Genomic DNA, 26580 nt, shown 5'->3' with positions numbered 1-26580 from the left:
CGTCGTCAGTCACGCGGAGCGCGGCGGCGAGCCCGTAGGTCGAGGACGCCCCGCAGGACGGACGTTACGGCAGCGGAAAGCAGAATGGCCGTGGTGGCGATGTTCCACCAGTGCGGAGTCGAGCCCAGCTGAACGAGGCTGTAGGCCGCGAGCGCGACCCCGAAGGGCATGGAGAACCACGGTCCGGACACGGGGACACCGTACGAGGAAGCGGGTTCTCCGTGCGCCCGGAGGCTACAACCTCACCCGGGAAGCAGAGGTGGTTCGCCTCACACGCGGACGCGCGCGATGACCTCGCCGTACTCCGTCTCGTCGACGGGCTCGAAGCCGACGCGCTGGAAGAAGGCCTCCGGGCCGCCGACGCCGGGCTCGTAGATGACATCGACGTGGTCCATGCCGCGACGGCGCGCCTCTTCGAGGAGCTGCCCGAGCGCGAAGCTGCCCACACCGCGGCCTTGATCGTCGGCGTCGACGTTGATGCGCCACAGCACGGAGCGGAAGTGCTCCTCGGGCGCCTCGCCGTCGAAGTTGGCGCTCACGAAGCCGACGACCTCGTCGCCGTCGAGCACGACGCGCTGCCACGACGTCGACGGGTTCATCACGGTCGCGGCGATGCCGTAGCTGACCGGGGCGAGGAACTGCTCCTGGCCGGGCTTGAGCGAGAGATTGTTCACGGCCACGATCGTGGCGGCGGACAGTTCGACGAGACGCAGGTCAGCCATGCGCCCAGGCTAGCGGCACCGTCGTCCCGGCCCCAAGATCCCATGCCACCGCATGCGTTCGGCGTCATGGTTTTCGCGCCCCCGCCCGCCCGCCGCCCCGCCCCGGACACCCGCCGTAGGCTGAATCGATGGATGCCGCCACCCCGCCGCCCGCGCGCCCTCCCCGCGCCGAAGACGGACCGGCGGGCCGATGGAAGATCGCCCGCGCGTGCGTCCTCCACGTGGCGCGAGAGGCGCAGGGCACCACGGTCGACGCGGTGTCGGCTGCTCTGGCGCGGGCGCACCTGCGCCCGGCGCCGGAACGCACGAGCTCCGCCGATCCGGGGGCGACGGGCGAGAGTCTCTGGGTGTGGGAGCGCGGCGACGTCGTCAGCGAGGCGCTGTTGGACAACACCGGGTTGTCCCTGTTCACGACGCGCATCGGGCCGTTCTCTCTGAAGGCCGTGGTCGTCGTGACGGCGCGCGTCGAGCGAGAGGAGTGCCGCGTGATCGTGTCGATGGTGGTCGGCAGTCAGCTCGCCGACGAGATCTCCCGCGAGGTGGATGCTGCGATCGACGGTCTCGCCGCGAAGGGCGCCCGGATCGAGGGGCCGGGGTGGATGCGCGTCGCCGACCTTCCTCGCGACACCATGGCGCATCCGAAGACGGCCCGGGAGCACGGCATCCGCGCCTGAACGGAGTCCACACGACAGGGGGCGCCGAGTGGAACTATCTCGACATCAAGAGACTTTGCCCTGGTGCGATAGGCTGGTTCGCAACCCTGGCCGCCTCTACGGAGAGATCTGACGTGCCCGATTCCACCATCATCTACACGTACACCGACGAGGCGCCGGCTCTCGCCACCGCGTCGTTCCTGCCCATCGTGCAGGCCGTCACGAAGCAGGCGGGCGTCGACGTCGATACCCGCGACATCTCGCTCGCCGGCCGCATCCTCGCGGCCTTCCCGCAGCGCCTCACTCCCGAGCAGCAGGTGGGCGACGCCCTCGCCGAGCTCGGCGGTCTCGCGACGCTGCCCGAGGCGAACATCATCAAGCTGCCGAACATCTCGGCATCCATCCCTCAGCTCAAGGCGGCGATCGCCGAGCTGCAGGCGCAGGGCTACGACATCCCCGACTACCCCGACGAGGCGTCGAGCGTCGATGAGAAGGACGTCCGCGCCCGGTACGACCGCATCAAGGGCTCGGCCGTGAACCCCGTGCTGCGCGAGGGCAACAGCGACCGCCGCGCGCCCCTGGCGGTGAAGAACTACGCCAAGAAGCACCCGCACCGCAACAAGGCGTTCGGCGAGGGCTCGAAGACCCGCGTCGCGACCCTCGGCCACGACGACTTCCGCTCGAACGAGAAGTCGGTCGTCATCGCCGACGACGACGTGCTCACCATCCAGCACGTCTCGGCCGACGGCACCACGAAGACCCTCAAGGACGGCCTCAAGGTCCTCCAGGGCGAGATCGTGGATGCCACGTTCCTCTCGGCCGCGGCCCTCGACGCGTTCCTCGCCGACACGCTGGCCGAGGCCAAGGCCGACGACGTGCTCTACTCGGTGCACCTCAAGGCCACGATGATGAAGGTCAGCGACCCGATCATCTTCGGTCACGTCGTGAAGGCCTTCTTCGCCGATGTCTTCGACCGTCACGGCGACGCCCTCGCGGCCGCCGGGCTCACCCCGAACGACGGCCTCGGATCGATCCTCGCGGGTCTGGCGAACGTCGAGGGCGGCGAGGCCATCGCGGCCGAGATCCGCGCCGGTCTCGAGAACGGCCCCCGCCTCTCGTACGTGAACAGCGACAAGGGTATCACCAACCTGCACGTGCCCTCCGACGTCATCGTCGACGCCTCGATGCCCGCGCTCATCCGCAACGGCGGCAAGCTGTGGGGCGCCGACGGGGGAGAAGACGACACACTCGCCGTCATCCCCGACTCCTCGTACGCCGGTGTCTACCAGGCGACCATCGAGGACGTCATCGCCAACGGTCCGCTCGACCCGGCGACCATCGGCTCGGTACCGAACGTCGGTCTCATGGCTCAGGCCGCCGAGGAGTACGGCAGCCACGACAAGACCTTCGAGATCCCGGCCCCGGGCCGCGTGCAGGTCGTCGCCTCGAACGGCGACGTGCTGCTCGAGCACGAGGTGAGCACGGGCGACATCTGGCGCGCGACGCAGACCAAAGACGTGGCTGTCCGCGACTGGGTGAAGCTCGCTGTCACGCGCGCCCGCGCGACCGGCGTTCCGGCCGTGTTCTGGCTCGACGAGACCCGCGCGCACGATCGCAACCTCATCGCCAAGGTGCACGAGTACCTCGCCGACCACGACACCGAGGGCCTCACCATCGAGATCCTCGCTCCGGCCGAGGCCACGCGGTACTCGCTCGAGCGCATCCGCCGCGGTGAGGACACGATCTCGGTCACCGGCAACGTGCTGCGTGACTACCTCACCGACCTGTTCCCGATCCTCGAGGTGGGCACGAGCGCCAAGATGCTCTCGATCGTGCCGCTGCTCGCGGGCGGTGGCCTGTTCGAGACCGGTGCCGGTGGCTCCGCCCCCAAGCACGTGCAGCAGCTCGTCGAGGAGGACTACCTCCGCTGGGACTCGCTCGGCGAATTCTTCGCCCTCGCGGCCTCGCTCGAGCACCTCGCCGACACGACGGGCAACGACCGCGCCCGCGTGCTCGCACAGACGCTGGATGCCGCGACCGGCACGTTCCTCGAGAACGACAAGTCGCCGGGCCGTGCGCTCGGCACGATCGACAACCGCGGCAGCCACTTCTACCTCGCGCTGTACTGGGCTGAGGAGCTCGCGAAGCAGACGACGGATGCCGACCTGGCGGCCGTCTTCGCCCCTGTCGCCGAGAAGCTGGAGGCGGAGGAGCAGACCATCGTGTCCGAGCTCAACGCGGTCCAGGGCCACCACGCCGAGATCGGCGGCTACTACCGCCCCGACACGGCGCTCGTCGAGAAGGTCATGCGCCCCTCGGCCACGCTGAACGCGGTCATCGACGCGCTGCGTTGATCGCCTGATCCCGAGAGGGGCGGATGCCATCGGCATCCGCCCCTCTTTCGTCGTCGCCCCGCCCCGAGACCGTGCGCTGGGCCGATCCGTCGGCCCGGGGCGGCGTGCACAGCTGCTGCAGAGCCGCCGCTCCCGCTGGCGATGAACATTCGGCCGAGCCGTAGCGCAGGAGTTGTGCGCGCGAGGGACCCGATCCCGGGGCGGACGGGCCGGCCGAGGAGGGGAACTCCTGCGGTGCGTCGCGCCCACGGGGACGGCCCGCGTGATGTCGCGCTCGCGTGAGCGGACGGGCTGTTGCACGCCCACTCGAGGGAGGGGCCCCGAAACGGGACGAGGGGCGGATGCCGAATGGCATCCGCCCCTCTTCTGAAGGATCCGGGCTCAGTAGTGGACCGACACCTCGGTGCCGCGGTAGGCCCAGTCGTAGAGCTCCTTGGCCTGCGGGATGGTCATGTTGATGCAGCCGTGGCTCATCGGCGTACCGAAGTTGTTGTGCCAGTAGGTGCCGTGGAAGCCCTCGTCGCCGTTGAAGTAGGCGACCCAGGGGACGTCTTTCGTGCAGTAGTCGTAGCCGGGGACGCAGCCCATGTCCTGCATGGCCGTCTTCCAGCCGATGCGGAACTCGCCGGTGTGGGTGGCGTGGTCGCCCGCGCCCGACGAGATCGTGTAGGTGCGATACACCTGCCCGTTCTGCCAGAGCGTCGTGGTCTGCGTGCTGAGGTTGACGTCGATACGGCGCTCGGTCTTCGTCGTCTCGAACGGCGTCTCGGCCACGGTCAGGGCGTACCGCCCGTTGCCCTCGGCGAGCTGGGTGGCGAAGGCCGCGGCGATGCCGGCGGTGTCGCCGAGCGAGCGTCCGGTCTGACCCTCGGTGTTGGTGTGGATGACCTCTCCGCCGGTGTCGACGATCACGTCGGCGTTGATCGCCCCACGATCGACCGCGGCGGGGAGCCCGGCGACCGCATCCTGGATCGCGGCCTCGTCGGCCGAGATCGCGAACGCGCCCTTGCCGTCGGGAGTGACGGTGAGCCACGAGGCGGCGGTGGCGCGGTCGACGGTGACGGTGCGCTCGTCGCCGACGTAGAAGCCGGCCGAATCGAGGATGCCGTTGAGCGTGCCGACCGCGGCCGCGGCCTCGTCGGTGGAGACGGGGGCGTCGACGGGCACGAGCGAGGCCTCGACGGTGGTCGCAGCGGTGCCGGCGTCGAATGCCGACTGCAGCGCCGCGGTGACCGCTGTGACATCGATGCCTTCGCCGGCCTCGGCGGGGGTGGTCACGTAGGCCTGCGACCCGGCGTCATACGCGACGGTCGCGTCGACGGGAGCGCGGTACGCGCCGGGGGCCTTGTCGCGAAGAGCTGCGGCGGCCTCGGCCTCGTCGATCTGGACGGACACGCCCGTCCCCTGCGGGAACCACGACGAGGGCTTCCACATCGGGTTGTCGGCGAAGGCCTTGTCGGCGAGGGCTGCCGCGTCGACGGTCGCGCCGAGGTCGGCACCGGTCACGACGACCTCGCCCGCGGGGCTCTCGACCGTGACGGCCGTCTGCGCCAGACGCGACTCGATGGCCTGCGCCGCAGCGCCGGCCGTGAGACCGCCGATCTGCACGCCGGCGACCGAGGCCCCGGGGGCGATCAGCACGAGCGACGCGGCGATGAGGGCCACGGCCGTGGCACCGGCGGGGATGCCGATCCACAGGCCGGAGCGGTTCTTGCGCGGCTGGGGCTCGGCGGGAGCCCAGGCGTAGGTCGCGCCGTCGGTGCCAGGTGCGCCGTCGGTCATAGTCAAACCCCCCGGAAGTCAGTCTTCCAATGGTAGAGGCGCACACTGCGCGTCTGCCCTGAGCAATATCACGGTCTGATCACGCCCGTGGCGCGACGCGGCCGTGCCGGCCGGGAAGCGCGACTCAGGGAGCGAACACCTTGCCGGGGTTCAGGATGCCGAGGGGATCGAAGACGCGGGCGATGTCTCGTTGCAGGGCCCACTGATCGTCGCCCAACTCCTCGGCGAGCCAGCGTCGCTTGAGCACGCCGATGCCGTGCTCACCGGTGAGCGTGCCGCCGAGCGCGAGCGCCGCGCGGAACAGCTCCTCCGCCGCCTCCCACACCACCGGGGGGACCTCGGGCCCCTCGAAGACGAAGTTCGGATGCAGGTTGCCGTCGCCCGCGTGGGCGACGGCGGGGATGACGAGGCCGTACTGCCGTTCGATGCGGGCTATCTCGTCGAACATGTCGGGAAGCGCGCTGCGGGGTACCGACACGTCCTCGATGAGGGGGGTGCCGAGCGTCTCCATCGCCGGGTGCATGGCCCGCCGCACCGCGAGCAGCTCCTCGCCCTCGGCCGCGTCGGCCGCGACCGACACGCGTCCTCCCGCGGCCTCCAGCACCGCGGCGATCGCCCGTGCTTCATCGACCGCGACGGGGCCGTCGGTCTGGATCGTCACCTGCGCCGCGCCCGCGGGAGGGGTGGGCAGCGAGAGCAGGCGGTGCACGGCGGCGAGGCTCGTGGCATCCATCAGCTCCATGATCGCGGGCTGCACTCCGGATGCCGTGACCGCGGCGCAGGCGACGGCGGCGGCGCGCACGCCGTCGAACAGGGCCGTCAGGGTCACACGCTCGCCTTCGACGAGGCGGCGGAGCTTGAGGGTCGCGCCCACCACCACGCCGAGTGTGCCCTCGGATCCGATCACGAGCGAGGTGAGGTCGAGGCCGGTCACCCCCTTCACGCTGCGGTGGCCGAGGTGGAGGAGGAGGCCGTCGGCGAGCACGAGGTCGACGCCGAGCACCGCGTCGCGCACCACGCCGTACTTCGCGCACAGCAGGCCACCCGCACCGGTGGCGATGTTGCCGCCGACGGTGGAGATGGCCCGGCTCGCGGGGTCGGGGGCCCACCAGACTCCGTGAGATTCGAGGTGGGTGTTGAGGTCGGCGTTCAGGATGCCGGGTTCGACGACGGCCAGCAGATCGTCGGGGCGCACCTCGAGCACGCGGTCCATCGCGCGCACCGACAGGCTGATCTCACCGCCGCCGGTGTTGGCGCCGCCCGCGAGTCCCGTCCCCGCTCCGCGCGGCACGACGGGCGTGCGCGTGGCGGTGGCGATGCGCATGACGGCCTGGACATCGGCGACGGATGCGGCGTGCACCACCGCGAGGGGGAGGCCCTCGGCCGCGTGGCCCGATTTGTCGGCGCGAGCCGCCTCGAGGGCGGCGGGGGCGGTGTCGACGCGCGCGCCGAGTTCGGCCCGGAGCAGCGCGAGGACGTCGTCACCCGCGCGCTGCGACGGCGTGAGGTGCGCCGTCTCGTCGGTCATGCCAGGCGCCGGCGGCCGTTCAGGGCGCCGAAGACGACGGCGACGATGGCGAAACCGAGGCCGATCCAGGCCTGGCCCATGCTCCACCACGCCACGGTGGCCGCGGCGTAGACGAACAGCTCGACGATGGCGCGCACGAAGGGGTGCACGGCGAGCACCGCGCGGGGTGAGACGAACAGGGCCCAGACGATCACGGCCAGGGCCGGGGCGCCGATGCCGGCCACGATGTTCCACGGCAGCGGCCACGCGGTGAAGCCCCAGATGGCGAGCGTCACGAAGGCGAAGAGGCCGCAGACGACGCTGCCGATCTCGACCGCCGTCGGCCGCGGGCGCATGCCGGGAGCGAGGGGCGCCTGCGCGCGGACGTTGGGGGAGTCGGTCACCCCGCCATTTTACGCGGGCCCGCGGTCTCGGCATCCGGGATCGCTCACCGTCGAGCCGATCGCGCCGCTACCGAGGTCCCTGAGCCTGTCGAAGAGACCGGGCCCGCGCCGACCGCGGCGGCGTCGGCACGCTCAGCCCCCCCCCCCCCCCCCCCCCCCCCCCCCCCGCCCAGCTCAGGTCCCTGAGCCTGTCGAAGCCACCGGGACCCGCGGAGGCCCCGGTGGCTTCGACGAGCCCAGCCACCTCTGCGTCGGACAGGGCTGACGCGGACCGTGGCGCCTTCTACAGGCTCAGCCCCCTCCGCGTCGAGAGGAACCTGTGGAGCAACGGTGGATGCAGGGTCACGCGAGGACGCGCACGTGATACGCGATACAGTGGCACCGTCGCGACTGGCGTTGAGGTGGGACACCACCGGGGAGCGACCGCTTGACGGTATTCGACCGCACGCCTGGGTCGATGCGGTATCTCCGCGGACTCGCCGAGTCCGCGGCATCCGGAACCATCGTCAAGGAGATCGCATGACCGATCCGTACTTCAACGCCCCTCTCTCGGAGGTCGACCCCGAGATCGCCGAGGTCCTCGAGCGCGAACTGAACCGCCAGCGCGGCTTCCTCGAGATGATCGCGTCGGAGAACTTCGTGCCCGTCTCGGTGCTGCAGTCGCAGGGCTCGGTGCTGACCAACAAGTACGCCGAGGGCTACCCCGGACGCCGCTACTACGGCGGCTGCGAAGAGGTCGACGTCGCCGAGTCGCTCGCGATCGCGCGCGCCAAGCAGCTGTTCGGCGCCGAGTTCGCCAACGTCCAGCCGCACTCCGGCGCCTCCGCCAACGCTGCGGTGCTGCACGCGATCGCGCGCCCCGGCGACACGCTGCTCGGTCTCGCCCTCGACCAGGGCGGCCACCTGACGCACGGCATGAAGATCAACTTCTCGGGCCGTCTCTACGACATCGTCGCGTACGGCGTCGACCCCGAGACCTCGGTCATCGACATGGACGAGGTGCGCCGTCTCGCCGTCGAGCACAAGCCGAAGGTCATCATCGCCGGCTGGTCGGCATACCCGCGTCAGCTCGACTTCGAAGCGTTCCGCGCGATCGCCGACGAGGTAGGCGCCCTCCTCTGGGTCGACATGGCGCACTTCGCCGGTCTCGTGGCCGCGGGCGTGCACCCGAGCCCGATCCCGCACGCGCACGTCGTCTCCACCACCGTGCACAAGACGATCGGCGGCCCCCGCTCGGGCCTGATCCTCACCAACGACGCCGACATCGCCAAGAAGATCAACACCGCGGTCTTCCCCGGGCAGCAGGGCGGTCCGCTCATGCACGTCATCGCGGCGAAGGCGACGGCGTTCAAGCTCGCGATGACGCCCGAGTTCAAGGAACGTCAGGAGCGCACGCTCCGCGGAGCGGCGATCCTCGCCGACCGTCTCACCCAGGACGACGTGAAGAACGCCGGCATCGCCGTGCGCTCGGGCGGCACCGACGTGCACCTCGTGCTCGTCGATCTCCGCGAGGCCGAGATCGACGGCAAGCAGGCCGAAGACCTGCTGCACGACATCCACATCACGGTCAACCGCAACGCCGTGCCGAACGACCCGCGTCCGCCGATGGTGACCTCGGGCCTTCGCATCGGCACCCCGGCGCTCGCGACCCGCGGCTTCGGCGACGTGGAGTTCACCGAGGTGGCCGACATCATCGCCCTCGCGCTGATCCCGGGCGCCGACGTCGAGGCTCTCCGCGCCCGCGTGGCGACGCTGACCGAGGCCTTCCCGCTTTACCCCGACCTGCAGCAGTGAGCCGTGCCGGGGCGGGCGTCGCGCAGGCGGCCCCGCCCCGGCATCCGGTGTCCGCTTTTCGCGGCGCGGTCCCCGGCGTCGCATTCGTCCGGCGCAGGGCCGCGATAAACGCTGATTCTGTCGAAACACGGTGCGACGCCGCGTATCTCACGCGGATCAGCGTTTATCGCTGCGGTGACACCGACGACCGTGCCCCCGGCGGCTTCGGGGCGCGGCACCGCACCACTTCATGACACGAATGACACACACAGAACGAGGGATGCCATGACGGCGACGATTCTCGACGGTAAGGCCGCGTCGGCGGCGATCAAGGCCGAGCTCACCGAGCGGGTCGCGGCACTCCGCGAACGCGGCGTCGTGCCGGGCATCGCCACGGTGCTCGTGGGCGCGGACCCCGCTTCGCAGCTGTACGTCGGCATGAAGCACAAGCAGTCCGAGGCGATCGGCATGAACTCGATCCAGGTCGAGCTGCCCGCCGAGGCCACGCAGGAGGAGGTCGAGGCCGTCATCGACCGGCTCAACGCCGACCCCGCCTGCCACGGCTACATCGTGCAGCTGCCGCTGCCGAAGCACATCGACACCGACGCGATCCTCGAGCGCATCGATCCGGCGAAGGATGCCGACGGCCTGCATCCCACGAACCTCGGTCGTCTGGTGCTCAACGTCAACGCGCCGATCCACACGCCCCTGCCGTGCACGCCGCGCGGGGTCATCGAGCTGCTGCTGCGAGGCGGCTACGACCTGAAGGGCAAAGAGGTCGTCGTCGTCGGACGCGGCGTCACGATCGGCCGCTCCATCGGGCTGCTGCTGACCCGCCGCGAGATCAACGCGACCGTGACCCTCACCCACACCGGCACGGCCGACCTGGCGAAGCACCTGCGCGAGGCCGACGTCATCGTCGCCGCCGCGGGAGTGAAGCACATCGTGCAGGCCGCCGACGTCAAGCCGGGCGCCGCGGTGCTCGACGTGGGTGTCACGCGCGAGACCGACCCCGAGACCGGAAAGTCGCGCGTATACGGCGACGTTCACCCCGACGTCGCCGACGTCGCCGGCTTCATCTCGCCGAACCCGGGCGGGGTCGGACCGATGACCGTGGCCCTGCTGATGACCAACGTGGTCGAGGCGGCCGAGCGGGCGGCATCCGTCTGAGGTGAACCGCGCGCAAGCGCGGGTTGAACAGCCGTCGCGGCGCGCGCAAGGTGTTCACACCGGGGAGCCGGACGTGGGATCGTTGATTCATGACTGAGTCCGTGCTGAACGACCTCCTCCGCCGCGTCACCGAGAGCGGCCTGCTCGACGACGCCCAGATCGACGAAGACAGCGTCATCGGGTCGGGACACCTGGATGCCGCCGGCGTCGAGGTGGAGGTCGACCTCGACCCCGAGATCGACGAGGAAGATGCCCCCGACCTCGACGCGATCATGAGCAACCTCAAGGACGTGCTCTCGGTCGGCGAGGAGCGCTGGCGTGCGATCGTCGAAGAGGTCGCGAGCGACATCGAAGACGCCCTCGACGACGACGAGCTCGATGCCGACGTCGACCTGCGCACCGACCTCGAGGCGATCGGCGTGGGCGTCTTCGCCGACGCGATCATCGTGGTCTTCGCCGGTCAGACCTCGTTCCCCGACGCTCTCGTGCACGTGCAGCTCACGCCCGAGCTCGAGGTCGAAGACATCGAGATCATCGGCGACGACGACGAAGACGACGAAGACGAGGACTGACCCTCGACACCACGAAGGGCCGGACGAGCGATCGTCCGGCCCTTCGTCGTTCTCGGGATGCGGTCGGCGCTCAGACGATCGCGGCGCGCAGTTCGGCGGCGGCGGCGCCCACATCGGGGGCGCTGTAGATGGCGCTGCCGGCGACGGCGACCTGGGCGCCCGACTTCTGCACGTCGGCGATGCTCGACGCGTTGACGCCTCCGGCGACCGAGAACGGCACGCCCGAGGCTTCTCCGTCGCGCAGCAGCGTGGCGAAGGTGAAGCCCTCTTCGGCCTGCTCGTCGAGGCCGGCGTGCATCTCGACGAACTCGACGCCGAGGGCGATGACCTCCTTGGCGCGGGCCGGCTTGTCGGCGACCCCGATGAGGTCGACGACGACGCCCTTGCCGTGCTTCTTGGCGGCGGTGACGGCTCCGACGATCGTGCTGTCGCCGGCGCTGCCGAGCACCGTCACGAGGTCGGCTCCGGCGCCGAAGGCGATGTCGGCCTCGAGCTCGCCGGCATCCATCGTCTTCAGATCGGCGAAGACGATCTTGTCGGGGTGCGCCTTCTTGATGGCGGTGATGGCCGAGAGGCCCTCGCTCTTGATGAGCGGGGTGCCGAGCTCGAGGATGTCGACGTGCGGCGCCGCGGCGGCGGCGAGGTCGAGGGCGGCCTCGGTGGTGAGGGTGTCCATGGCGAACTGCAGCTTCATTCGGGGGTCCTGACTGTCGGGGTGGAGGGTCATTCGAGGTTCGCGTGGCGGGGCCACAGGTCGTCGGCCGAGAGGCCCGAGCGCTGCCAGAGCGCGTCGAAGACCGCATCGCCGACGAGGACGACGGCCTGCTCGAACAGACCGCCGGCGTATTGGGTGGAGGCCGTGCCCGAGCGATCGAGCTTCGTCGCGGCGGGCACCACGACGAGGGCGTCCGCCGCTCGCCCGAGGGGCGAGTCGGGCGCGGTGGTGATCGCCACGACGCGCGCGCCGACCTCGGTGGCCGTCTCGACGGCGCGGACGATGCCGGCCGTCGTCCCCGAGCCGCTGGCGGTGAGGAGCACGTCGCCGGCGCGGATCGCGGGGGCGGTGGTCTCGCCGACGACGTGCACGGCGAGGCCGAGGTGCATGAGGCGCATCGCCGTCATCTGCAGCGCGAGGCCCGAGCGTCCGGCGCCGAGGACGAAGACGCGGTCGGCGCCGCCCAGCACCTCGAGCACGTCGTCCGCGCCGTCGCCGGTGGCGAGGCTGTCGACGACCGAGGTCAGCTCGCCCGAGATGCGGGTGAGGGATGCCGCGATGCCGGCGTCGGGGGAGGTCATGTGTCCATGCTTCGCCGGGGGAGCGGAGCGCGAGGCCGGTCGACGGCAGAGGTCGACCTACCCGATCGGGTAGGTTCGGCTCCGTCGGCTAGGTTTGGGCGGGTGAAGTCGTCCGCCGAGTTGTCGTCTCCCGCGTCCCGCGCCCTCGTCATCGAGCACGAACGCGTCGTCGCCGAGCAGGCCGACCGCCACGCCGTGACGCTCGAATCGGTGCTGGCGATCCTGCGGTCCACGCGTCTCGACGACCGGGCCGCGCGCGCCCTCGCCGTGGAGACCGCGGCCGCCGCCCTCGTCGTGCTGCGGACCTCCACCGATCAGCAGCGCAGCGCCCTGCTCGAGCCCGTCACCGGGGCCTTCGCCCGGTTGCGCACCGACCTCCGTCCGCTCGTCCGGCACGGCGACCTCGACGTGCAGTTCGTCGAGCCTCCGGCGACCGGGCGCGCCTTGCCGGGTGAAGTCGCGCACGAGGCCCGGGCGATCGTCCGCAGCGCCGTGCTCGCCCTACTCGACCGGGGCACTCCACACCGCGTGCGCATCCAATGGGACTGCGACGGGCTGAACCTGCTCATCGGCATCCGCGACGACGGAGCGGGCACCCTCACCGCTCACGACGACTCGCTGGGACCGATCGTCGAGCGGGTCAGCGCGCTCAACGGCGCGTTCGACGTCGCCTCGACTCCCGGGTGGGGGTCGGAGCTGTCGGTCGTGCTGCCGCTCGATCCGCCCCCGCGCCCCGACTTCCTCGACGAGGCGGTCGACCTCAGCCCCCGCGAGAGCGAGGTGCTCAGCCTGGTCGTCGCGGGCTCACGCAATCGCGCGATCGCCGAACGCCTCGGCATCAGCGAGAACACCGCGAAGTTCCACGTGTCGAACCTGCTGCGCAAAGCCGGCGTCTCCACGCGGGCCGAGCTCGCGGCCCTCGGGACGGCGCGCGCTCAGTAGCTGTCGCGCTGCTCCGCGCGGGCGGTGACGAACCGCGCCGCTAGCGCCTCGGACGCGCGGGCCAGCAGAGCGACGTCGGCGCCGACCGCGACGAAATCCGCTCCGGCGTCGAGGTAGGCCTCGGCCACCGCGGGATCGAAAGCGTTCACGCCGACCGGGGTCCCGGCATCCGCCGCTGCGGCGAACACGCGATGCACCGCCGCCACGACATCGGGATGCGACTGCTGCCCGAGCAGGCCCATCGAGGCCGAGAGGTCGCTGGGGCCGACGAAGACGGCATCCACCCCCTCGACCGCGGCGATCGCAGCCGCGTTGTCGACTCCCGTCGTCGTCTCGATCTGCACCGTGAGCGAGACGTGCTGGGCGGCCTCGGTGAGGTAGCCGTCGACGCGGTTCCAGCGGGCGCTGCGGGCGAGGGCGCTGCCGACACCGCGCACGCCCTGCGGCGGGTACCGCGTGGCGGCGACTGCGGCGCGGGCTTCGTCGGCGGTCGAGACCATCGGCACGATGATGTTCTGCGCACCCAGGTCGAGCACCCGCTTGATGGTCACGGGGTCGTTCCACGGCACGCGCACGACCGGCGTGACCGGATACGCCGCGGCCACCTGCAGCTGGGTCAGCACCGACTCGAGCGAGGTCGCCGAGTGCTCCATGTCGAGCAGCAGCCAGTCGAGGCCCGAGCCGGCGGCGACCTCGGTAATCGTGGCGTTGCCCGAACACACCCACATGCCCGCGAGGGAGCGATCGGATGCCGCGAGGGCGGCGCGGAAGGTCGGGGTCAGACGAAGCGGCACGAGATCGTTCCCATCGGTCCGTAATCGCACAGCACGTCGTCGCCCTGCGACACCCACATCGGGCGCGTGAACGATCCTGCCAGGATGATCTCGCCCGCCTCCAGGCGCGCGCCGTGCTGGTGGAACTTGTTCGCCAGCCACGCCACGCCGGTCGCCGGGTGGCCGAGGACGCCTGCGGCGACGCCGGTCTCTTCGATCTCGCCGTTGCGGTTGAGCACGCCCGGGACCCACCGCAGGTCGATCTCGTCGGGGCGCTTGTGCACGTCGCCGAGCACCATCGCCCCGTAGGCGGCGTTGTCGCTGATCGTGTCGACGATCGTGCGGCCCTCGAGCTCGATGTGCGAGTTGAGCACCTCGAGCGCGGGCACGGCGTAGTCGGTCGCGGCGAGGGCGTCGTCGAGCGTGCAGTCGGGGCCCTCGAGCGGGGTCTTCAGAACGAACGCGAGTTCGACCTCGATGCGCACGTTCGAGAACAGGGCGACCGGGATCTCGTCTCCCGAGCGGTAGACCGTGTCGTCGAACATCACGCCGTAGTCGGGCTCGGTGATGCCCGTCGCCTGCTGCATCGCCTTCGAGGTCAAGCCGATCTTTCGCCCGACGAGGGTGCGTCCCGCGGCGATCTGCGTATCGCGCCAGCGGCCCTGGATCGCGTAGGAGTCTTCGACCACGGCATCCGGATACCTCGCCGTGATCCGCGGGATCACCGCGTGCGTGCGGTCGGCCTCGGCGAGCTCGGCCGCGATGGCGTCGATCTGTGCGTCGGTGAGCATGGGGTCTCCTTGGTCGGTCTCACGAACGTCGTCCCACTTCTGGTGGAGCGTGTCCCACTTCTGGCTGGTTGAGGGGTGCCCAACCAGCCAGAAGTGGGACATGGACGGGCTGGACGAGCTGCGGCTGTGCGCGCGTCCCACTTTTGGTGGAGCGTGTCCCGAATTCGGCTGGTTGAGGGGCGCCCAACCAGCCATACGTGGGACATCGGTGGGCGGGCGCCGGCGCTGGCAGGGTTGGCGCGGCGGCGGGTCAGAGCTGGTTGCCCAGCTTGAACTCGCCGGCACCGACCTCTTCGGGCGCGCGGGTGTAGCTGAAGCCGTCGGCGCCGATGGTCACGGCCATCTCGCTCGAGTCGGTGCGCGCGCGCACCGGCTGCGGGGTGCCGTCGAGGTCGAGCACGAGCGAGCCCTCGGTGTACCACGACGGCACGACGGGGTTGCCCCACCAGTCGCGGCGCTGGTTGTCGTGCACGTCCCACGTGATGACCGGGTTGTCGGGGTCGCCGGTGTAGTAGTCCTGCGTGTAGATCTCGACGCGGTGGCCGTCGGGGTCGCGCAGGTACAGGTAGAACGCGTTCGAGACGCCGTGGCGGCCGGGACCGCGCTCGATGGCATCCGATCGGCGCAGGGCGCCGAGCTTGTCGCAGATGGCGAGGATGTTGTGCTTCTCGTGCGTGGCGAAGCACACGTGGTGCATGCGAGGTCCGTCGCCGCCGGTCATGGCGGTGTCGTGCACGGTGGGCTTGCGGCGCATCCAGGCCGCGTAGACGACGCCCTCCTCGTCCTGGATGTCCTCGGTCACGCGGAAGCCGAGCGACTGCATGAAGTTCACCGCGCGCGGCACGTCGGGGGTGATCTGGTTGAAGTGGTCGAGGCGCACGAGCTCGCCGGGGGAATAGAGGTCGTAGCGCCACGACAGGCGCTCCTGGTGCTCGGTGTCGAAGAAGAACTCGTACGGGAAGCCGAGGGGATCGACCACGCGCACCGAGTCGCCGATGCCCTTGGTGAACCCGTTCGGCTCGCGGCGCACCTCGCAGCCGAGCTCCTCGTAGAACGCGACGGCCTTGTCGAGGTCGTCGGCGCTGCGCACGCGGTACGAGAAGGCGGCGACGGCCGCGACCGGACCCTGACGCAGCACCAGGTTGTGGTGGATGAACTCCTCGGTCGAGCGGAGGTAGATCGCCTCGTCGTTCTCCTCGGTGATGTGCAGGCCCAGGATGTCGACGTAGAAGACACGGGATGCCGCGAGGTCGGTCACCACGAGCTCCATGTACGCGCAGCGCAGGATGTCGGGCGCCGGTGAGGTGGGCGTGGGGATGGGGTTGTCCGACTGGATCGGTGCCTCTTCGGTCACCCAGAACCCGGAGGAGGTCTTCTGTTCTTCGGTGTGCTTTGCCATGGGGTCGCGTCCTTGCGTGGAGTGTTCTGCGGGTCGGGGGTGGCTTCGACGGGCTCAGCCACCGGTGGGGCTCAGTGCGCCTGCGCCTTGCCGAACGTGGGGTTGTGCGCGGGGCCGAGCGTGATGTGCACGGCCTGCTGGTCGGTGTAGAAGTCGATCGAGCGGTAGCCGCCCTCGTGCCCGAGGCCCGAGGCCTTCACGCCGCCGAACGGGGTGCGGAGGTCGCGGACGTTGTTGGAGTTCAGCCACACCATCCCGGCCTCGACGTTCTGCGCGAAGAGGTGGGCGCGCTTCAGATCGTTCGTCCAGACGTAGGCGGCCAGGCCGTACTTCGTGTTGTTCGCGAGGGCGAGTGCCTCTTCGTCGGTGTCGAAGGGGGTGATCGCCACGACGGGGCCGAAGATCTCCTCCTGGAAGATCCGCGCCTCGGGGGAGACGTCGGCGAACACCGTGGGGCGGACGAAGTTGCCCTCCGGGAACTCCTCGGGACGGCCGCCGCCGGCGACCAGGCGCCCCTCGGTCTTGCCGAGCTCGACGTACGACATGACCTTGGCGTAGTGCTCGGGGTGCACGAGCGCGCCGACCTCGGTCGCGGGGTCGTCGGGGAGCCCGACCTTCACGCGATCGGCCTGGGCCGCGTACCGCTCGACGAAGGCGTCGTACACGTCGCGCTGCACGAGGATGCGGCTGCCCGCGGTGCAGCGCTCGCCGTTGAGGGAGAACACCCCGAAGATGGTCGCGTCGATCGCGGCATCCAGGTCGGCATCCGCGAAGACGATCGCGGGGCTCTTGCCGCCCAACTCCATCGACAGGCCCTTCAGGAAGGGCGCCGCATTGGCGAAGATGAGCTGCCCGGTGCTGCTCTCGCCCGTGAAGGAGATGAGCGGAACATCGGGGTGCTTCACCAGCGCGTCACCGGCGTCTTCGCCGAGGCCGTTGACGAGGTTGAACACGCCCTCGGGCAGGCCCGCCTCCTCGAAGATCCCCGCCCACAGGGATGCCGAGAGGGGCGTGAACTCCGCGGGCTTGAGCACCACCGTGTTGCCGGTGGCGAGCGCCGGTCCCAGCTTCCAGGACTCGAGCATGAAGGGCGTATTCCACGGCGTGATGAGGCCGGCGACGCCGATCGGCTTGCGGTTGACGTAGTTGAGCTGACGGCCGGGCACCTTGAAGGCGTCGTCGGTCTGCGCCACGATCAGGTCGGCGAAGAAGCGGAAGTTCTCGGCCGCGCGGCGGGCCTGACCGAGGGCCTGCGTGATCGGGAGCCCCGAGTCGAACGACTCCAGCTCCGCGAGGCGCTCGTCGCGCGACTCGACGATGTCGGCGATGCGGTGGAGCACCCGCGAGCGCTCGCGCGGCAGCATCCGGGGCCAGGGGCCTTCCGTGAACGCCTTCCGGGCGGCGGCGACCGCGAGGTCGATATCGGCCTTCTTGCCCGCGGCTGCCCGCAGGTAGGTCTGGTTCGTCACCGGGTCGAGCACGTCGAACGTGTCGCCGTCGACGGAGTCGACGAACGATCCGCCGATGTAGTGCTGGATGTGCTCGGGCAGGTCGGCCGGGGTCCGGCGTGTGGTGGTGAGCGGGGTGGTCATGGCTGCTCCTTTGTGGGAGGGGTGGATGCCGGCGGCCGGCGATCCGCGACGGCGATGCCGGGTGGGCGGAACGTCAGAAAGCGGGAAGGCCGAGCACCTCATCGGGGTGCTCGTGGATCATGTAGGCGTCGAGAGTGGCCGAGCGGTGGCGCCGCGACACCTTCTCGATCTCGGCGAGCGGGGCGCCGTTCTCGATAAGGACGAGGATGTTCTCGTGCTCGCGCACCGATTCGGCGGCGCGGCCGGGGACGAAGCTGAACGTCGAGTCGCGCAGGTGGCCGAGGCGGGCCCATTCGGCCTGGACGAGTTCGAGCATGCGGGGGTTGGCGCACTTCTCGAAGAGGATCGCGTGGAACTCCTGGTTCAGCGCGGTGAAGGCGCGCGGGTCGAAGTGCTCGAGCGTCTCGACCATGAGGTCGTTGACGGAACGCGCGCGCCGCACGTCGTCGGCGGTGAGTGCGCGCGCCGACAGGGCTGTCGCGGCTCCCTCGAGCAGGCTGAGCGCCTGCATGCTGAACCGGTAGGCGGTGTCGTCGACCATCGACACGCGCGCGCCGACGTTGCGCTCGAACATCACCAGGCCCTCGGCCTCGAGCTGGCGGATGGCCTCGCGCACCGGGACGACGCTCATGTCGAGCTCGCCCGCGATCGTGCCGAGCACGAGCCGGTAGCCCGGAGAGAATTCCTGCGACGCGATGCGCTGCTTGATCCAGTGGTAGGCCTGCTGCGACTTGCTCCTGCTCGCGGTGACCTCGCTCATCGGGTGGCCTCGCTCTCGTAGCGAGCGCGCCATTCGGCGTTCATCGGGAACAGTCCCTCGATCGGGTGACCGGATGCCACCTGCTCGGCGATCCACGCATCTTCGGTCTCTTGCGCGAGCGCGGCGTCGACCACCTCCTCGGCGATCGCGGGCGGGATCACGATCACGCCGTCGCCGTCGCCGACGAGGATGTCGCCCGGCTCGACCGTGGTGCCGCCGCAGCCGACGGCGACGTCGGTCTCCCACGGCACGTGACGACGCCCGAGGACGGCCGGGTGCGGGCCGGCGGTGAAGACGGGGATGCCGACAGCGGCGACGGCCTCGGCATCCCGCACTCCGCCGTCGGTGACGATCGCGGCGGCTCCCCGCGCGTGGGCGCGGATCGCGAGGATGTCGCCGAGCGTGCCGGAGCCGGTCTCGCCGCGGGCCTCGATGACGATGACCTCGCCCTCGCCGACCGCGTCGAACGCCCGCTTCTGCGCGTTCTGCCCGCCGCCGTGGGAGGCGAAGAGGTCCTCGCGGTGGGGGACGAAGCGCAGCGTACGGGCGGTGCCGACGAAGCGGCTACCGGGAGTGAGGGCGTGCACCCCGTCGATGGTGACGTCGTTGAGGCCGCGCTTGCGCAGCTGTCCGCTGAGGGCGGCGACCGGGACGCGCTCGAGCTTGCCGCGGAGCGTGGGGGAGAGGCGCGGGGCCGCGGCATCCGTCACCGGAACAGGGGATGCGGCGGGAACAGGCTGATTCGTCGAGTTTTCGCCTGTTCTGGTGACATCGCCTGTTTCGGGCGCGGCGTGGGGCGTCGCGGCATCCGTCACGAGGACAGGGGATGCGACGGGAACAGGCTGATCCGTCGGGTTTTCGCCTGTTGCGGTGACATCGCCTGTTCTCGAGGCGGCGGTGGCGGCCGCTTCGGCCGAGCCCCAGGCTTCGACGCGCTGCGTCTCGTCGATCGCGGGCACGGATCCGATCGCGGGATCGAAGGGCTGGGCGCCCGGGACCACCGTCGTGCGGAGTCTGCCGGTCGTCAGGGAGCCGGCATCCACCTGCACCTCCACCACGTCGCCGGGGATGACGACCGACGAGCCGGCCGGCGTGCCGGTGAGGATGACGTCGCCGGTTTCGAGGGTGAAGTGCTGCGAAAGGTCGGCGACGATCTGGGCGAGCGGGAAGATGAGGCCCGCCGTCGAGTCGTCCTGCACGAGGTCGCCGTTCACCCAGGTGCGCAGGCGCAGGGCGGCGGGGTCGATGTCGCGGGCGTCGATGAGCGCCGGGCCGATCGGCGTGTAGCCGTCGCCGCCCTTGGAGCGGACGTTCGACCCCTTGTCGTTCGCGCGGAGGTCGTACAGGCCGAAGTCGTTCGCGGCGGTGACGGATGCCACGTGCGACCACGCGGCATCCGGGGTCACCCACCGCGCGGGCTCGCCGATGACGAGCGCGATCTCCCCCTCGAAGGCGAGGAGTTCGGTGCCAGCCGGGCGGACGATCTCGGCGCCGGACGCGGCGAGCGAGCTCGACGGCTTGAAGAAGTACGACGGGGCGGCGGGGCGGCGTCCGCGCTGATCGGCGCGCGAGGCGTAGGAGAGGTGGACGGCCACGATCTTGCCGGGGCGCTCACCGAGGGCGGTGAACCGGGGGTCGGTGTCGGTCATGGATGCTCCCTTGCGTCGTATTCGAAATCGTATACGATGTTGCCCACCCCAGCAAGACCACGCCTCGTCGCCGACGACGACGTCCGGGGGTCTGACGATGACGTCTCGAAGGAGTTCCATGTCCCGCTCGCAATCGCCGGGGTTCACCCCCACCGGCACCATCTCCACGTCCACGGACCGCCGCCGGGTGGTCTTCGCCACGGTCGTCGGCACCACCGTCGAGTGGTACGACTTCTTCCTGTACGCCTCGGCTGCCGGTCTCGTGTTCGGTCAGCTGTTCTTCGCGCCCGCCGGCCCCGGGATCGCGCAGATCCTGTCATTCCTCACGGTGGGTCTGAGCTTCCTGTTCCGTCCGCTTGGCGCCTTCCTCGCCGGGCACCTCGGCGACAAATACGGTCGTCGCGTCGTGCTCATGCTGACGCTCATCATGATGGGCGCCTCGACCACGCTCATCGGCGTGCTGCCGACCTATGAGGTCATCGGCGTCGCCGCCCCCGTGCTGCTCATCCTCCTGCGCGTGCTGCAGGGCATCTCGGCCGGTGGCGAGTGGGGTGGCGCAGTGCTCATGGCCGTCGAGCATGCGCCGAAGACCAAGCGCAGCCTCTTCGGCGCTTCGCCGCAGCTCGGCGTGCCCCTCGGTCTGCTGCTCGCGAGCGGCATGCTCGCGCTCATGGCGCTGATCGCCCCGGGTGACGCCTTCCTCGCGTGGGGCTGGCGCGTGCCGTTCCTGCTGTCGTTCGTGCTGATCCTGGTCGGCTACTACGTGCGCAAGAAGGTCGAGGAGAGCCCGGTGTTCGTCGAGCTCTCCGAGCGCAAGGAGCAGACCCGTATGCCGATCGTGCAGCTGTTCCGCAAGCACTCGCTGCTCGTGATCATCGCCGCGTTCGTCTTCGCCGGCAACAACGCCGTGGGCTACATGACCACCGGCGGCTACATCCAGCGCTACGCGACCAACCCCGACGGCCCTCTGGGGCTCGCGACCGCCGACGTGCTCGGCGCCGTGACGCTCTCGGCCGTGACGTGGCTGATCTTCACGTGGCTCGGCGGGTGGCTCGGCGACAAGATCGGGCGCCGCAACACCTACATCATCGGCTGGATCTCGATGCTCGTCGCGATCGTGGCGCTGTTCCCGCTGGTCAACTCCGGCAGCATCGTGCTGCTGGCGGTCGGCCTCATGCTGCTCACCGTCGGCCTCGGCCTGACCTACGGGCCCCAGGCGGCGCTGTACGCCGAGCTGTTCCCGGCATCCATCCGCTTCTCGGGGGTGTCGATCGCCTACGCCATCGGCGCGATCCTGGGCGGCGCCTTCGCCCCGACGATCGCGACGGCGCTCGTCGACGCGACGGGGACGACCGTGTCGGTCACGGTGTACCTGGCGATCATGGCCGTGCTCGGTCTCGTCGCGACGTTGCTGCTGCGCGACCGCAGCGGCATCCCGTTGGGTCCTGATCACGAGGCCGAGCAGGAGGTGAGCCCGATCCGCGGGCTGTCGAAGGTCTGACCCGATCGAACGGCCCTGTCGCGCTCCGGCGCGGTGGGGCCGTTCCGCGGGTGCTGCCACTCGAGCGCGCGGGCTCGCCCGTTCTCAGCGAGGCGAGGCCCGTTTGCCCGAGATGGTGGGTGTTGCGCGAGCGACCGGCCGTCCGCGGCACGTGAGCGCGGAGGCTGCCGGCTGATTTGCCTGAGATGGTCGATGTTGCTCGGACGGCCGACCATTCGAGGCGAACGAATGCGTGGGCTACCGACGTCGGTGCGGGTCAACCGGGGCGCACTCCACCGGAGAGCGCCCCGCGCACCCTCGCCACGAGCTCCTCGCGGTGCTGCGCGAGGTCGGACGCGGTCACGCGGATGATGCGCCATTCGAGGTCGGCGAGCATCTCGTAGCGCCGTATGTCGCGTGCCCACTGTCGTGGGTCGGTGAGGTGTTGCTCACCCTCGTACTCGATGCCGACCTTGCGGTCGGGATAGGCGAGGTCGACGAGCGCCACCACTTTCCCCTCGACGAGCACGGGATGGTTCAGAGACGGTTCGGGCAGACCCGCGGCCACGAGCACGAGTCTGGTCTCGGTCTCTTTCCTCGACCGCGAGCGTGTGCGAGTCAGGGAGAGCGCTTCGCGCAGCGCCGTGGCGCCCCGTCGGCGACCTGCCTCGAGCGAGGCCGCGAGCTCGGCGATCGTCGCGAGCGCGGGCGGGTCACCCCTGCGCATGGGCTCGCGAACGAAGGCGTCGCCCAGCGCGACGAGGTCGTCCCGGCACAACATGGCGCCCATCATGGCCCAGGTCGTCGCGGGGCTCGTCACCCGCAGCCCGCTCACGGGTTCGGTGCGGACGCTGCCCATCCCCTCCGAGATGGAGGTGCCGCGCACTCCCCGCGCCCTGCTCGCGCGCGAAGGCAGGAACACTCCGACGTCGAGGGGACGCTCGACGAGCCGGTTCCCGTCGCGGTGGTGGAAGACCGACGCGGGCAGCGGCGCGCCCCACGCCACTGCTGCGGCGACCAGGCAGAAGAACTCGCACTCTCGCATCCGTGCAACGTAGGCGGCTGATCGATGCCGAACGCTTGCCTCCAACGCGTCGTCCGGCGGGGCTGAACGCGTCCGCACTCCGGAGAAGGGAGAGGAGAGGTCCGCAGCCCGAAGTCGTCGCCGTGACACTCCCAGCTGCGTTGCCGCGCCGACCGAGAAGGCCTCGGGCAGCTCGGCGGGCAGGGGTGCAGCTCTCACTCCCGAAACATCGCACAGAGCGCATGGCCCGCGGCGCGGCATCCGCGATCTGTGGACAACCGCCCATTCGTTCGACCGGGGGCGCCGCGGCCCGCTTCTTCGTTCGCCTCAGATTGTCGGTCGCCCTGGTTCAGCGTCGGTCCTGCGAGGCAAGCGGGTAATACGTGCCTACGGTTGCTCAACTCTTGTCGGCGCCATTTGCGGTCGGGCCTGTCCACGACGAGCGCACGATCCTCGCCTCGGGTGGTTCGGCTCGCCTCTCGCCGAGCGCCTGGCCGTGTGCGTCAGGTGAGCGTCGGTGGCTGAGCGTCGTTTGCCGCGGTTTGTCGCTCATACGGTCGTGGTGCGGCCGTCTGCGGCAAGAGAGGAGAGGGCGAGGCAGCCCGAGGCCCGGGCTCAGATCGCCCGCCCCGGTGTCAGGATGCCGCGCGGGTCCAGCGCGGCCTTGATCGCCCGCTGCACGTCGAGAGCCACGGCATCCTGCTGCCAGGGGAGTTCGTGGCGTTTGACCGACCCGATGCCGTGCTCGCCCGAGATGGTGCCGCCGAGCGAGAGCGCGAGGCGCGTGATGTCGTCGATCACGAGCTCGGCCGCGGCGTACTCGTCGGGGGTGTCGCCCGCTTCGACCGTGGGGTGGAGATTGCCGTCACCCGCGTGCGCAACCACGGCGATGCGTCGGCCGTGGCGCTCGGCCAGCTCACCGATGCCGCGGAACACGGTCGCGAGCTGCGCGACCGGCACGCCGACGTCGCACGAGACGCGCAATCCCTGCGCGGTGAGCGCGGGGTTCGCCAGGCGGCGGGCCTCGAGCAGGCTGTCGGAATCGCTGATCTCGGTCTCGACCGCGCCGTGCGTCCGGCAGATCTCCACGATGGCCTCCGCGGTCTCGGGCGCGGCGAGTCCCACGGTCTGGCCGACGAGCATCGCGGCGACGGGGGAGGGGAGGCCGCTCGGGTGGAACGCCTCGATGATCTCGACGCTGCGCGCATCGATCAGCTCGAGCACTTCGGGGGCGGCCGGTCCCGAGACGATCGCGGTGACCGCGCGTCCGGCATCCTCGATGTCGTCGAAGCTCGCCCGGAAGGTACGCGGCTGCCCCGGCGGCACGGGCTTGAGGCGCACGGTTGCCGCGGTGATCACTCCGAGGGTGCCCTCGGAGCCGGTGAACAAGCTCGCGAGGTCGTAGCCGGTGGTGTTCTTGCGCGTGCGGGCGCCGGTGCGCAGGACACGGCCGTCGGCGAGCACCACCTCGAGGGCGGCCACGACGTCCGTGGTCACGCCGTGCGCGACGCAGCGCAGGCCGCCGGCGTTCGTGGCGATGTTGCCGCCGATCGTCGACCACTGCGCACTCGCCGGGTCGGGCGGGAAGAACAGGCCGTGGGCCAGGGCTGCGGCATCCAGGTCCGCGGTGATCACCCCCGCCTCGACGTCGGCGAGGCGGTTGTCGACGTCGATGTCGATGATGCGGGTCATCGCCTCGAGCGAGACGACCAGACCGCCGGCGTACGCCACGGCCCCGCCGGAGAGCCCGGTGCCCGCTCCGCGGACGGAGACCCGGATGCCGCGGGCGTGCGCCCACGCGAGAGCCGTCGACACGTCGCCGGTCGAGGTCGCCCGCACGACGGCGAGGGGCAGCCCCTCGGGTTGCGCGCGCGAACTGTCGACGGCGTAGGCGGCGAGGCTGTCCGCGTCGGTGAGGAGGCGGTCGCCGAGGGCGGTGCGGAGGTCGCCGAGGGTGTCGGTCGGGGTGTCCGCGGCGGACGCGGTCGAGGCGTCGTGCCCTACGCCGGCAGCACCCGTGGGCCTGTGTCCGGCGGCGCCCGCGAAGCCCGGTACGGGACCGGCCCCCGCCGCGGACTCGTTCACGAGTTCACCTTGATGATCTCGCGCTGGTACGGCGCGATGACGGCGCCGCTGATGCGCAGGTCGAGCAGCAGGAACGGCCGCTCGGCGGGGTCGCGGCGGGTCCACTCCGCCAGCGCCTCGAGATCGGCGACCTCGCGTACCACCACGCCCTCGGCGCCGAAGCCGCGGGCGACCGCGGCGAAGTCGACCTCGGGGATGAGCATCGGCTCGCGGGCGAGGCCCTTCAGGCCGTAGAGGTTGATCTCGGCGCCGTAGGCGGCGTCGTTCCACACCACCGCGATGCCGTGGCCGGCGGCCGTGCGCACGGCGCTCTCGAGGTCGGCGATCGCCATGAGGCCACCGCCGTCGCCGGTGGTGAGAACGACCGTCGCGTCGGGGCGGGCGGCGATCGCTCCCGCGACCGAGGGGAAGCCGAGGCCGATCGACTGGTACGCGGTGCCGACCATCATCACGCGGTCGGGGGAGGCGACGGGCCAGTACATGTTCGACCAGCCGAGGAAGTGTCCGCCGTCCGAGACGACGACACGGTCCTCGGGCAGCAGCTCACCGATCCGTGCGGCGGCGGAGCGGGGGTCGAGTCGGCCATCCGGCGCGAGGCCCTCGCCCGCCTCCTGCTCGCGCAGCGGGGCGACGTCGACGCGATCGCGCCAGCGCGACGACATCGCGCCGCGGGAGCGCAGGCGGCTGGTGATCTCCTCGGCCGCCACCGCGGCATCCGCCCGCACGAATCCCCCCACCTGGGCGTGGGTCGCGGTGGTCGCCACGTCGACCTGGAAGACATCGGTGCCCGGGGCGAAGAGCTCGCCGAAGCGCATCGTGAACTGGTTGAGCCCCGCGCCGAAGACCACGGCGACGTCGGCTTCGCGCACGAGTTCCATCGCTCCCGCGGCGCCGAATCCGCCCGTGACGCCGAGGTCGTGCTCGGACGAGGGGAAGATGCCCCGGCCGAGGGCGGTGGATGCCGTGATCGCCCCGGTCGTCTCGGCGAGGCGCCCGAGCGCGGGGCCGGCGTCGGCGAGCCAGGCTCCGCGGCCGGCGAGCAGGAACGGGCGCTCGGCTCCGGCGAGGGCATCGGCGATGCGGTCGAGCGCGGCACTCGCCGAGGGGCCCTGCGGGGCCAGGGGAGCGGGGATCGTCACGGTCCCGGCATCCGTCAGCTCTCCGGCCTCGCGGGTGACCACGTCGTAGGGGATCGCCAGCACCACGGGGACGCGATACGTCAGCGCGTGCTCGAGCGCGATGAGCACGGTGGCCGAGGCGTCGCGGTCGCCGACGGTGTAGGTGCGCACGCCCACGGCCGAGGCGAGCGCGACCTGGTCGACGCCCCACGGGCGCGGGCCCGAGGTGGGCTCGTCGCCGACCACGAGCAGCAGGGGGATGCGCGCCTGCGCCGACTCGGCCAGAGCGGTCAGGGTGTTGGTGAAGCCGGCGCCGTAGGTGGCGGTGGCGGCGGCGATGCGACCCGACGCGCGATAGTGCGCGTCGGCGGCGACGACCCCGCCGGCCTCGTGCCGCATCGCGGTGAAGACGGCGTCGGTGTGCCGGTGCAGGGCGTCGAGGAAGTACGCATTGCCGTTGCCCATCACGCCGAAGACGCGGTCGAGGTGGCGGCCGAGGGTGTGGGCGACGTGCGCGGAGACGATGGGCATGCGGAAGCCTTTCGCGAAACAGGAACGGGAATGAGCCGTATGTGTCTCGCGCGGGTCTCGCGCTACGTGCCCCTTTTTCGAGCAGCGACGCACGACCTCGTGCGCCTGACGGGAGCGATCATATACGATCGCTCGGGCCCCGTGGGGTCCGCGGGGCGCGTGACCGAGGCTGCCGCCCTCGGAGACGAGACCGCTCGTCGCCG

At 70.8% G+C, this 26580-nt stretch carries 23 protein-coding genes and 1 riboswitch; of the genes, 7 read left to right on the top strand and 16 right to left on the bottom strand.

Translation table 11 applies throughout. The features are described from left to right. Positions 1-5: 5 nt before the first annotated feature. Together RWH45_RS02915 and RWH45_RS02910 are read right to left on the bottom strand one after the other, a co-directional pair. Positions 6-191 (bottom strand): hypothetical protein, encoded by a 186-nt coding sequence (locus RWH45_RS02915; protein WP_315993418.1) that lies wholly within the window; start codon positions 189-191, stop codon positions 6-8. A 78-nt stretch (positions 192-269) separates the two neighbouring features. Then, the gene (locus tag RWH45_RS02910; RefSeq protein ID WP_315993417.1) at positions 270-722 is read right to left on the bottom strand and encodes a GNAT family N-acetyltransferase; all 453 of its coding nucleotides are present in this window, start codon (positions 720-722) and stop codon (positions 270-272) included. A 128-nt stretch (positions 723-850) separates the two neighbouring features. On the opposite strand from RWH45_RS02910, the gene RWH45_RS02905 reads away from it, so the two are divergent. Together RWH45_RS02905 and RWH45_RS02900 are read left to right on the top strand one after the other, a co-directional pair. Then, a complete protein-coding gene (locus RWH45_RS02905) occupies positions 851-1396 on the top strand; it encodes a hypothetical protein (RefSeq protein ID WP_315993416.1) in 546 nt (181 codons plus the stop codon). 113 nt (positions 1397-1509) lie between these two features. Further along, the gene (locus RWH45_RS02900; protein WP_315993415.1) at positions 1510-3729 is read left to right on the top strand and encodes an NADP-dependent isocitrate dehydrogenase; all 2220 of its coding nucleotides are present in this window, start codon (positions 1510-1512) and stop codon (positions 3727-3729) included. Between the two features lie 381 nt (positions 3730-4110). Here RWH45_RS02900 and RWH45_RS02895 read toward each other — a convergent pair whose 3' ends face one another. The 3 genes from RWH45_RS02895 to RWH45_RS02885 form a co-directional block, all read right to left on the bottom strand. Continuing rightward, positions 4111-5511 (bottom strand): L,D-transpeptidase family protein, encoded by a 1401-nt coding sequence (locus RWH45_RS02895; RefSeq protein ID WP_315993414.1) that lies wholly within the window; start codon positions 5509-5511, stop codon positions 4111-4113. 124 nt (positions 5512-5635) lie between these two features. Continuing rightward, complete coding sequence (locus RWH45_RS02890; RefSeq protein WP_315993413.1) at positions 5636-7039, bottom strand: FAD-binding oxidoreductase; 1404 nt, start codon at positions 7037-7039, stop codon at positions 5636-5638. After that, positions 7036-7422: a YrdB family protein gene (locus RWH45_RS02885; RefSeq protein ID WP_315993412.1), complete on the bottom strand. Its 387-nt coding sequence runs from the start codon at positions 7420-7422 to the stop codon at positions 7036-7038. The genes RWH45_RS02890 and RWH45_RS02885 overlap by 4 nt, the downstream gene beginning before the upstream one ends. A gap of 376 nt (positions 7423-7798) precedes the next feature. After that, positions 7799-7884, top strand: a riboswitch (ZMP/ZTP riboswitch). Between the two features lie 57 nt (positions 7885-7941). Here RWH45_RS02885 and glyA point away from each other — a divergent pair. The 3 genes from glyA to RWH45_RS02870 all read left to right on the top strand — a co-directional run bounded on the left by glyA (position 7942) and on the right by RWH45_RS02870 (position 10937). Next, complete coding sequence (gene glyA, locus RWH45_RS02880) at positions 7942-9216, top strand: serine hydroxymethyltransferase (protein ID WP_315993411.1); 1275 nt, start codon at positions 7942-7944, stop codon at positions 9214-9216. Between the two features lie 264 nt (positions 9217-9480). Next, the gene (locus RWH45_RS02875; protein ID WP_315993410.1) at positions 9481-10365 is read left to right on the top strand and encodes a bifunctional methylenetetrahydrofolate dehydrogenase/methenyltetrahydrofolate cyclohydrolase; all 885 of its coding nucleotides are present in this window, start codon (positions 9481-9483) and stop codon (positions 10363-10365) included. An 89-nt stretch (positions 10366-10454) separates the two neighbouring features. Further along, positions 10455-10937 carry a cytochrome C5 gene (locus RWH45_RS02870; protein WP_251504743.1) on the top strand — a complete coding sequence of 161 codons (483 nt, stop codon included), beginning with the start codon at positions 10455-10457 and terminating at the stop codon, positions 10935-10937. Between the two features lie 70 nt (positions 10938-11007). On the opposite strand, the gene hxlA is transcribed toward RWH45_RS02870, so the two are convergent. Together hxlA and hxlB are read right to left on the bottom strand one after the other, a co-directional pair. Further along, positions 11008-11631 (bottom strand): 3-hexulose-6-phosphate synthase, encoded by a 624-nt coding sequence (hxlA, locus tag RWH45_RS02865; protein ID WP_315993409.1) that lies wholly within the window; start codon positions 11629-11631, stop codon positions 11008-11010. Between the two features lie 29 nt (positions 11632-11660). Further along, positions 11661-12233: a 6-phospho-3-hexuloisomerase gene (hxlB, locus tag RWH45_RS02860; protein WP_315993408.1), complete on the bottom strand. Its 573-nt coding sequence runs from the start codon at positions 12231-12233 to the stop codon at positions 11661-11663. Positions 12234-12335: 102 nt separating this feature from the next. On the opposite strand from hxlB, the gene RWH45_RS02855 reads away from it, so the two are divergent. After that, positions 12336-13175 carry a helix-turn-helix transcriptional regulator gene (locus RWH45_RS02855; RefSeq protein ID WP_315993407.1) on the top strand — a complete coding sequence of 280 codons (840 nt, stop codon included), beginning with the start codon at positions 12336-12338 and terminating at the stop codon, positions 13173-13175. On the opposite strand, the gene RWH45_RS02850 is transcribed toward RWH45_RS02855, so the two are convergent. The 6 genes from RWH45_RS02850 to RWH45_RS02825 all read right to left on the bottom strand — a co-directional run bounded on the left by RWH45_RS02850 (position 13169) and on the right by RWH45_RS02825 (position 20139). After that, complete coding sequence (locus RWH45_RS02850) at positions 13169-13969, bottom strand: HpcH/HpaI aldolase family protein (protein ID WP_315993406.1); 801 nt, start codon at positions 13967-13969, stop codon at positions 13169-13171. The two genes, RWH45_RS02855 and RWH45_RS02850, sit on opposite strands and share 7 nt — an antisense overlap. After that, positions 13954-14739: a fumarylacetoacetate hydrolase family protein gene (locus RWH45_RS02845; RefSeq protein ID WP_315993405.1), complete on the bottom strand. Its 786-nt coding sequence runs from the start codon at positions 14737-14739 to the stop codon at positions 13954-13956. The genes RWH45_RS02850 and RWH45_RS02845 overlap by 16 nt, the downstream gene beginning before the upstream one ends. Positions 14740-14989: 250 nt before the next feature. Further along, positions 14990-16138, bottom strand: a complete 1149-nt coding sequence (hpaD, locus tag RWH45_RS02840) for a 3,4-dihydroxyphenylacetate 2,3-dioxygenase (RefSeq protein ID WP_315993404.1) — start codon at positions 16136-16138, stop codon at positions 14990-14992. Positions 16139-16209: 71 nt separating this feature from the next. Beyond that, positions 16210-17730 (bottom strand): 5-carboxymethyl-2-hydroxymuconate semialdehyde dehydrogenase, encoded by a 1521-nt coding sequence (gene hpaE, locus RWH45_RS02835; protein ID WP_315993403.1) that lies wholly within the window; start codon positions 17728-17730, stop codon positions 16210-16212. A 73-nt stretch (positions 17731-17803) separates the two neighbouring features. Further along, positions 17804-18490, bottom strand: coding sequence for a GntR family transcriptional regulator (locus tag RWH45_RS02830; RefSeq protein WP_315993402.1), 687 nt, complete (start codon positions 18488-18490; stop codon positions 17804-17806). Further along, positions 18487-20139, bottom strand: coding sequence for a fumarylacetoacetate hydrolase family protein (locus RWH45_RS02825; protein ID WP_315993401.1), 1653 nt, complete (start codon positions 20137-20139; stop codon positions 18487-18489). The genes RWH45_RS02830 and RWH45_RS02825 overlap by 4 nt, the downstream gene beginning before the upstream one ends. 118 nt (positions 20140-20257) lie before the next feature. Between RWH45_RS02825 and RWH45_RS02820 the strand changes: the two genes are divergently transcribed. Next, complete coding sequence (locus RWH45_RS02820) at positions 20258-21640, top strand: MFS transporter (protein ID WP_315993400.1); 1383 nt, start codon at positions 20258-20260, stop codon at positions 21638-21640. Between the two features lie 256 nt (positions 21641-21896). Here RWH45_RS02820 and RWH45_RS02815 read toward each other — a convergent pair whose 3' ends face one another. The 3 genes from RWH45_RS02815 to RWH45_RS02805 form a co-directional block, all read right to left on the bottom strand. After that, the gene (locus RWH45_RS02815) at positions 21897-22664 is read right to left on the bottom strand and encodes an endonuclease domain-containing protein (RefSeq protein ID WP_315993399.1); all 768 of its coding nucleotides are present in this window, start codon (positions 22662-22664) and stop codon (positions 21897-21899) included. Positions 22665-23258: 594 nt separating this feature from the next. Beyond that, a complete protein-coding gene (locus RWH45_RS02810) occupies positions 23259-24728 on the bottom strand; it encodes an FAD-binding oxidoreductase (RefSeq protein ID WP_315993398.1) in 1470 nt (489 codons plus the stop codon). Further along, positions 24725-26377 (bottom strand): thiamine pyrophosphate-binding protein, encoded by a 1653-nt coding sequence (locus RWH45_RS02805; RefSeq protein WP_315993397.1) that lies wholly within the window; start codon positions 26375-26377, stop codon positions 24725-24727. The genes RWH45_RS02810 and RWH45_RS02805 overlap by 4 nt, the downstream gene beginning before the upstream one ends. Positions 26378-26580 lie beyond the last annotated feature (203 nt).

The sequence above is a fragment of the Microbacterium galbum genome (genome assembly GCF_032464915.1).
Lineage (GTDB): Bacteria > Actinomycetota > Actinomycetes > Actinomycetales > Microbacteriaceae > Microbacterium > Microbacterium galbum.
Note: the sequence above shows the minus strand (reverse complement) of the source record. Positions and strands in the feature narration are given on the sequence as shown.

Coding starts and splice junctions, on each gene's coding strand:
- RWH45_RS02815 (WP_315993399.1), bottom strand. CDS start 22,664: ATGCGAGAGTGCGAGTTCTTCTGCCTGGTCGCCGCAGCAGTGGCGTGG.
- RWH45_RS02905 (WP_315993416.1), top strand. CDS start 851: ATGGATGCCGCCACCCCGCCGCCCGCGCGCCCTCCCCGCGCCGAAGAC.
- RWH45_RS02875 (WP_315993410.1), top strand. CDS start 9,481: ATGACGGCGACGATTCTCGACGGTAAGGCCGCGTCGGCGGCGATCAAG.
- RWH45_RS02890 (WP_315993413.1), bottom strand. CDS start 7,039: ATGACCGACGAGACGGCGCACCTCACGCCGTCGCAGCGCGCGGGTGAC.
- RWH45_RS02830 (WP_315993402.1), bottom strand. CDS start 18,490: ATGAGCGAGGTCACCGCGAGCAGGAGCAAGTCGCAGCAGGCCTACCAC.
- RWH45_RS02845 (WP_315993405.1), bottom strand. CDS start 14,739: ATGCTCACCGACGCACAGATCGACGCCATCGCGGCCGAGCTCGCCGAG.
- RWH45_RS02805 (WP_315993397.1), bottom strand. CDS start 26,377: ATGCCCATCGTCTCCGCGCACGTCGCCCACACCCTCGGCCGCCACCTC.
- glyA (WP_315993411.1), top strand. CDS start 7,942: ATGACCGATCCGTACTTCAACGCCCCTCTCTCGGAGGTCGACCCCGAG.
- RWH45_RS02870 (WP_251504743.1), top strand. CDS start 10,455: ATGACTGAGTCCGTGCTGAACGACCTCCTCCGCCGCGTCACCGAGAGC.
- RWH45_RS02825 (WP_315993401.1), bottom strand. CDS start 20,139: ATGACCGACACCGACCCCCGGTTCACCGCCCTCGGTGAGCGCCCCGGC.
- RWH45_RS02820 (WP_315993400.1), top strand. CDS start 20,258: ATGTCCCGCTCGCAATCGCCGGGGTTCACCCCCACCGGCACCATCTCC.
- hxlB (WP_315993408.1), bottom strand. CDS start 12,233: ATGACCTCCCCCGACGCCGGCATCGCGGCATCCCTCACCCGCATCTCG.
- hpaD (WP_315993404.1), bottom strand. CDS start 16,138: ATGGCAAAGCACACCGAAGAACAGAAGACCTCCTCCGGGTTCTGGGTG.
- hpaE (WP_315993403.1), bottom strand. CDS start 17,730: ATGACCACCCCGCTCACCACCACACGCCGGACCCCGGCCGACCTGCCC.
- RWH45_RS02895 (WP_315993414.1), bottom strand. CDS start 5,511: ATGACCGACGGCGCACCTGGCACCGACGGCGCGACCTACGCCTGGGCT.
- RWH45_RS02910 (WP_315993417.1), bottom strand. CDS start 722: ATGGCTGACCTGCGTCTCGTCGAACTGTCCGCCGCCACGATCGTGGCC.
- hxlA (WP_315993409.1), bottom strand. CDS start 11,631: ATGAAGCTGCAGTTCGCCATGGACACCCTCACCACCGAGGCCGCCCTC.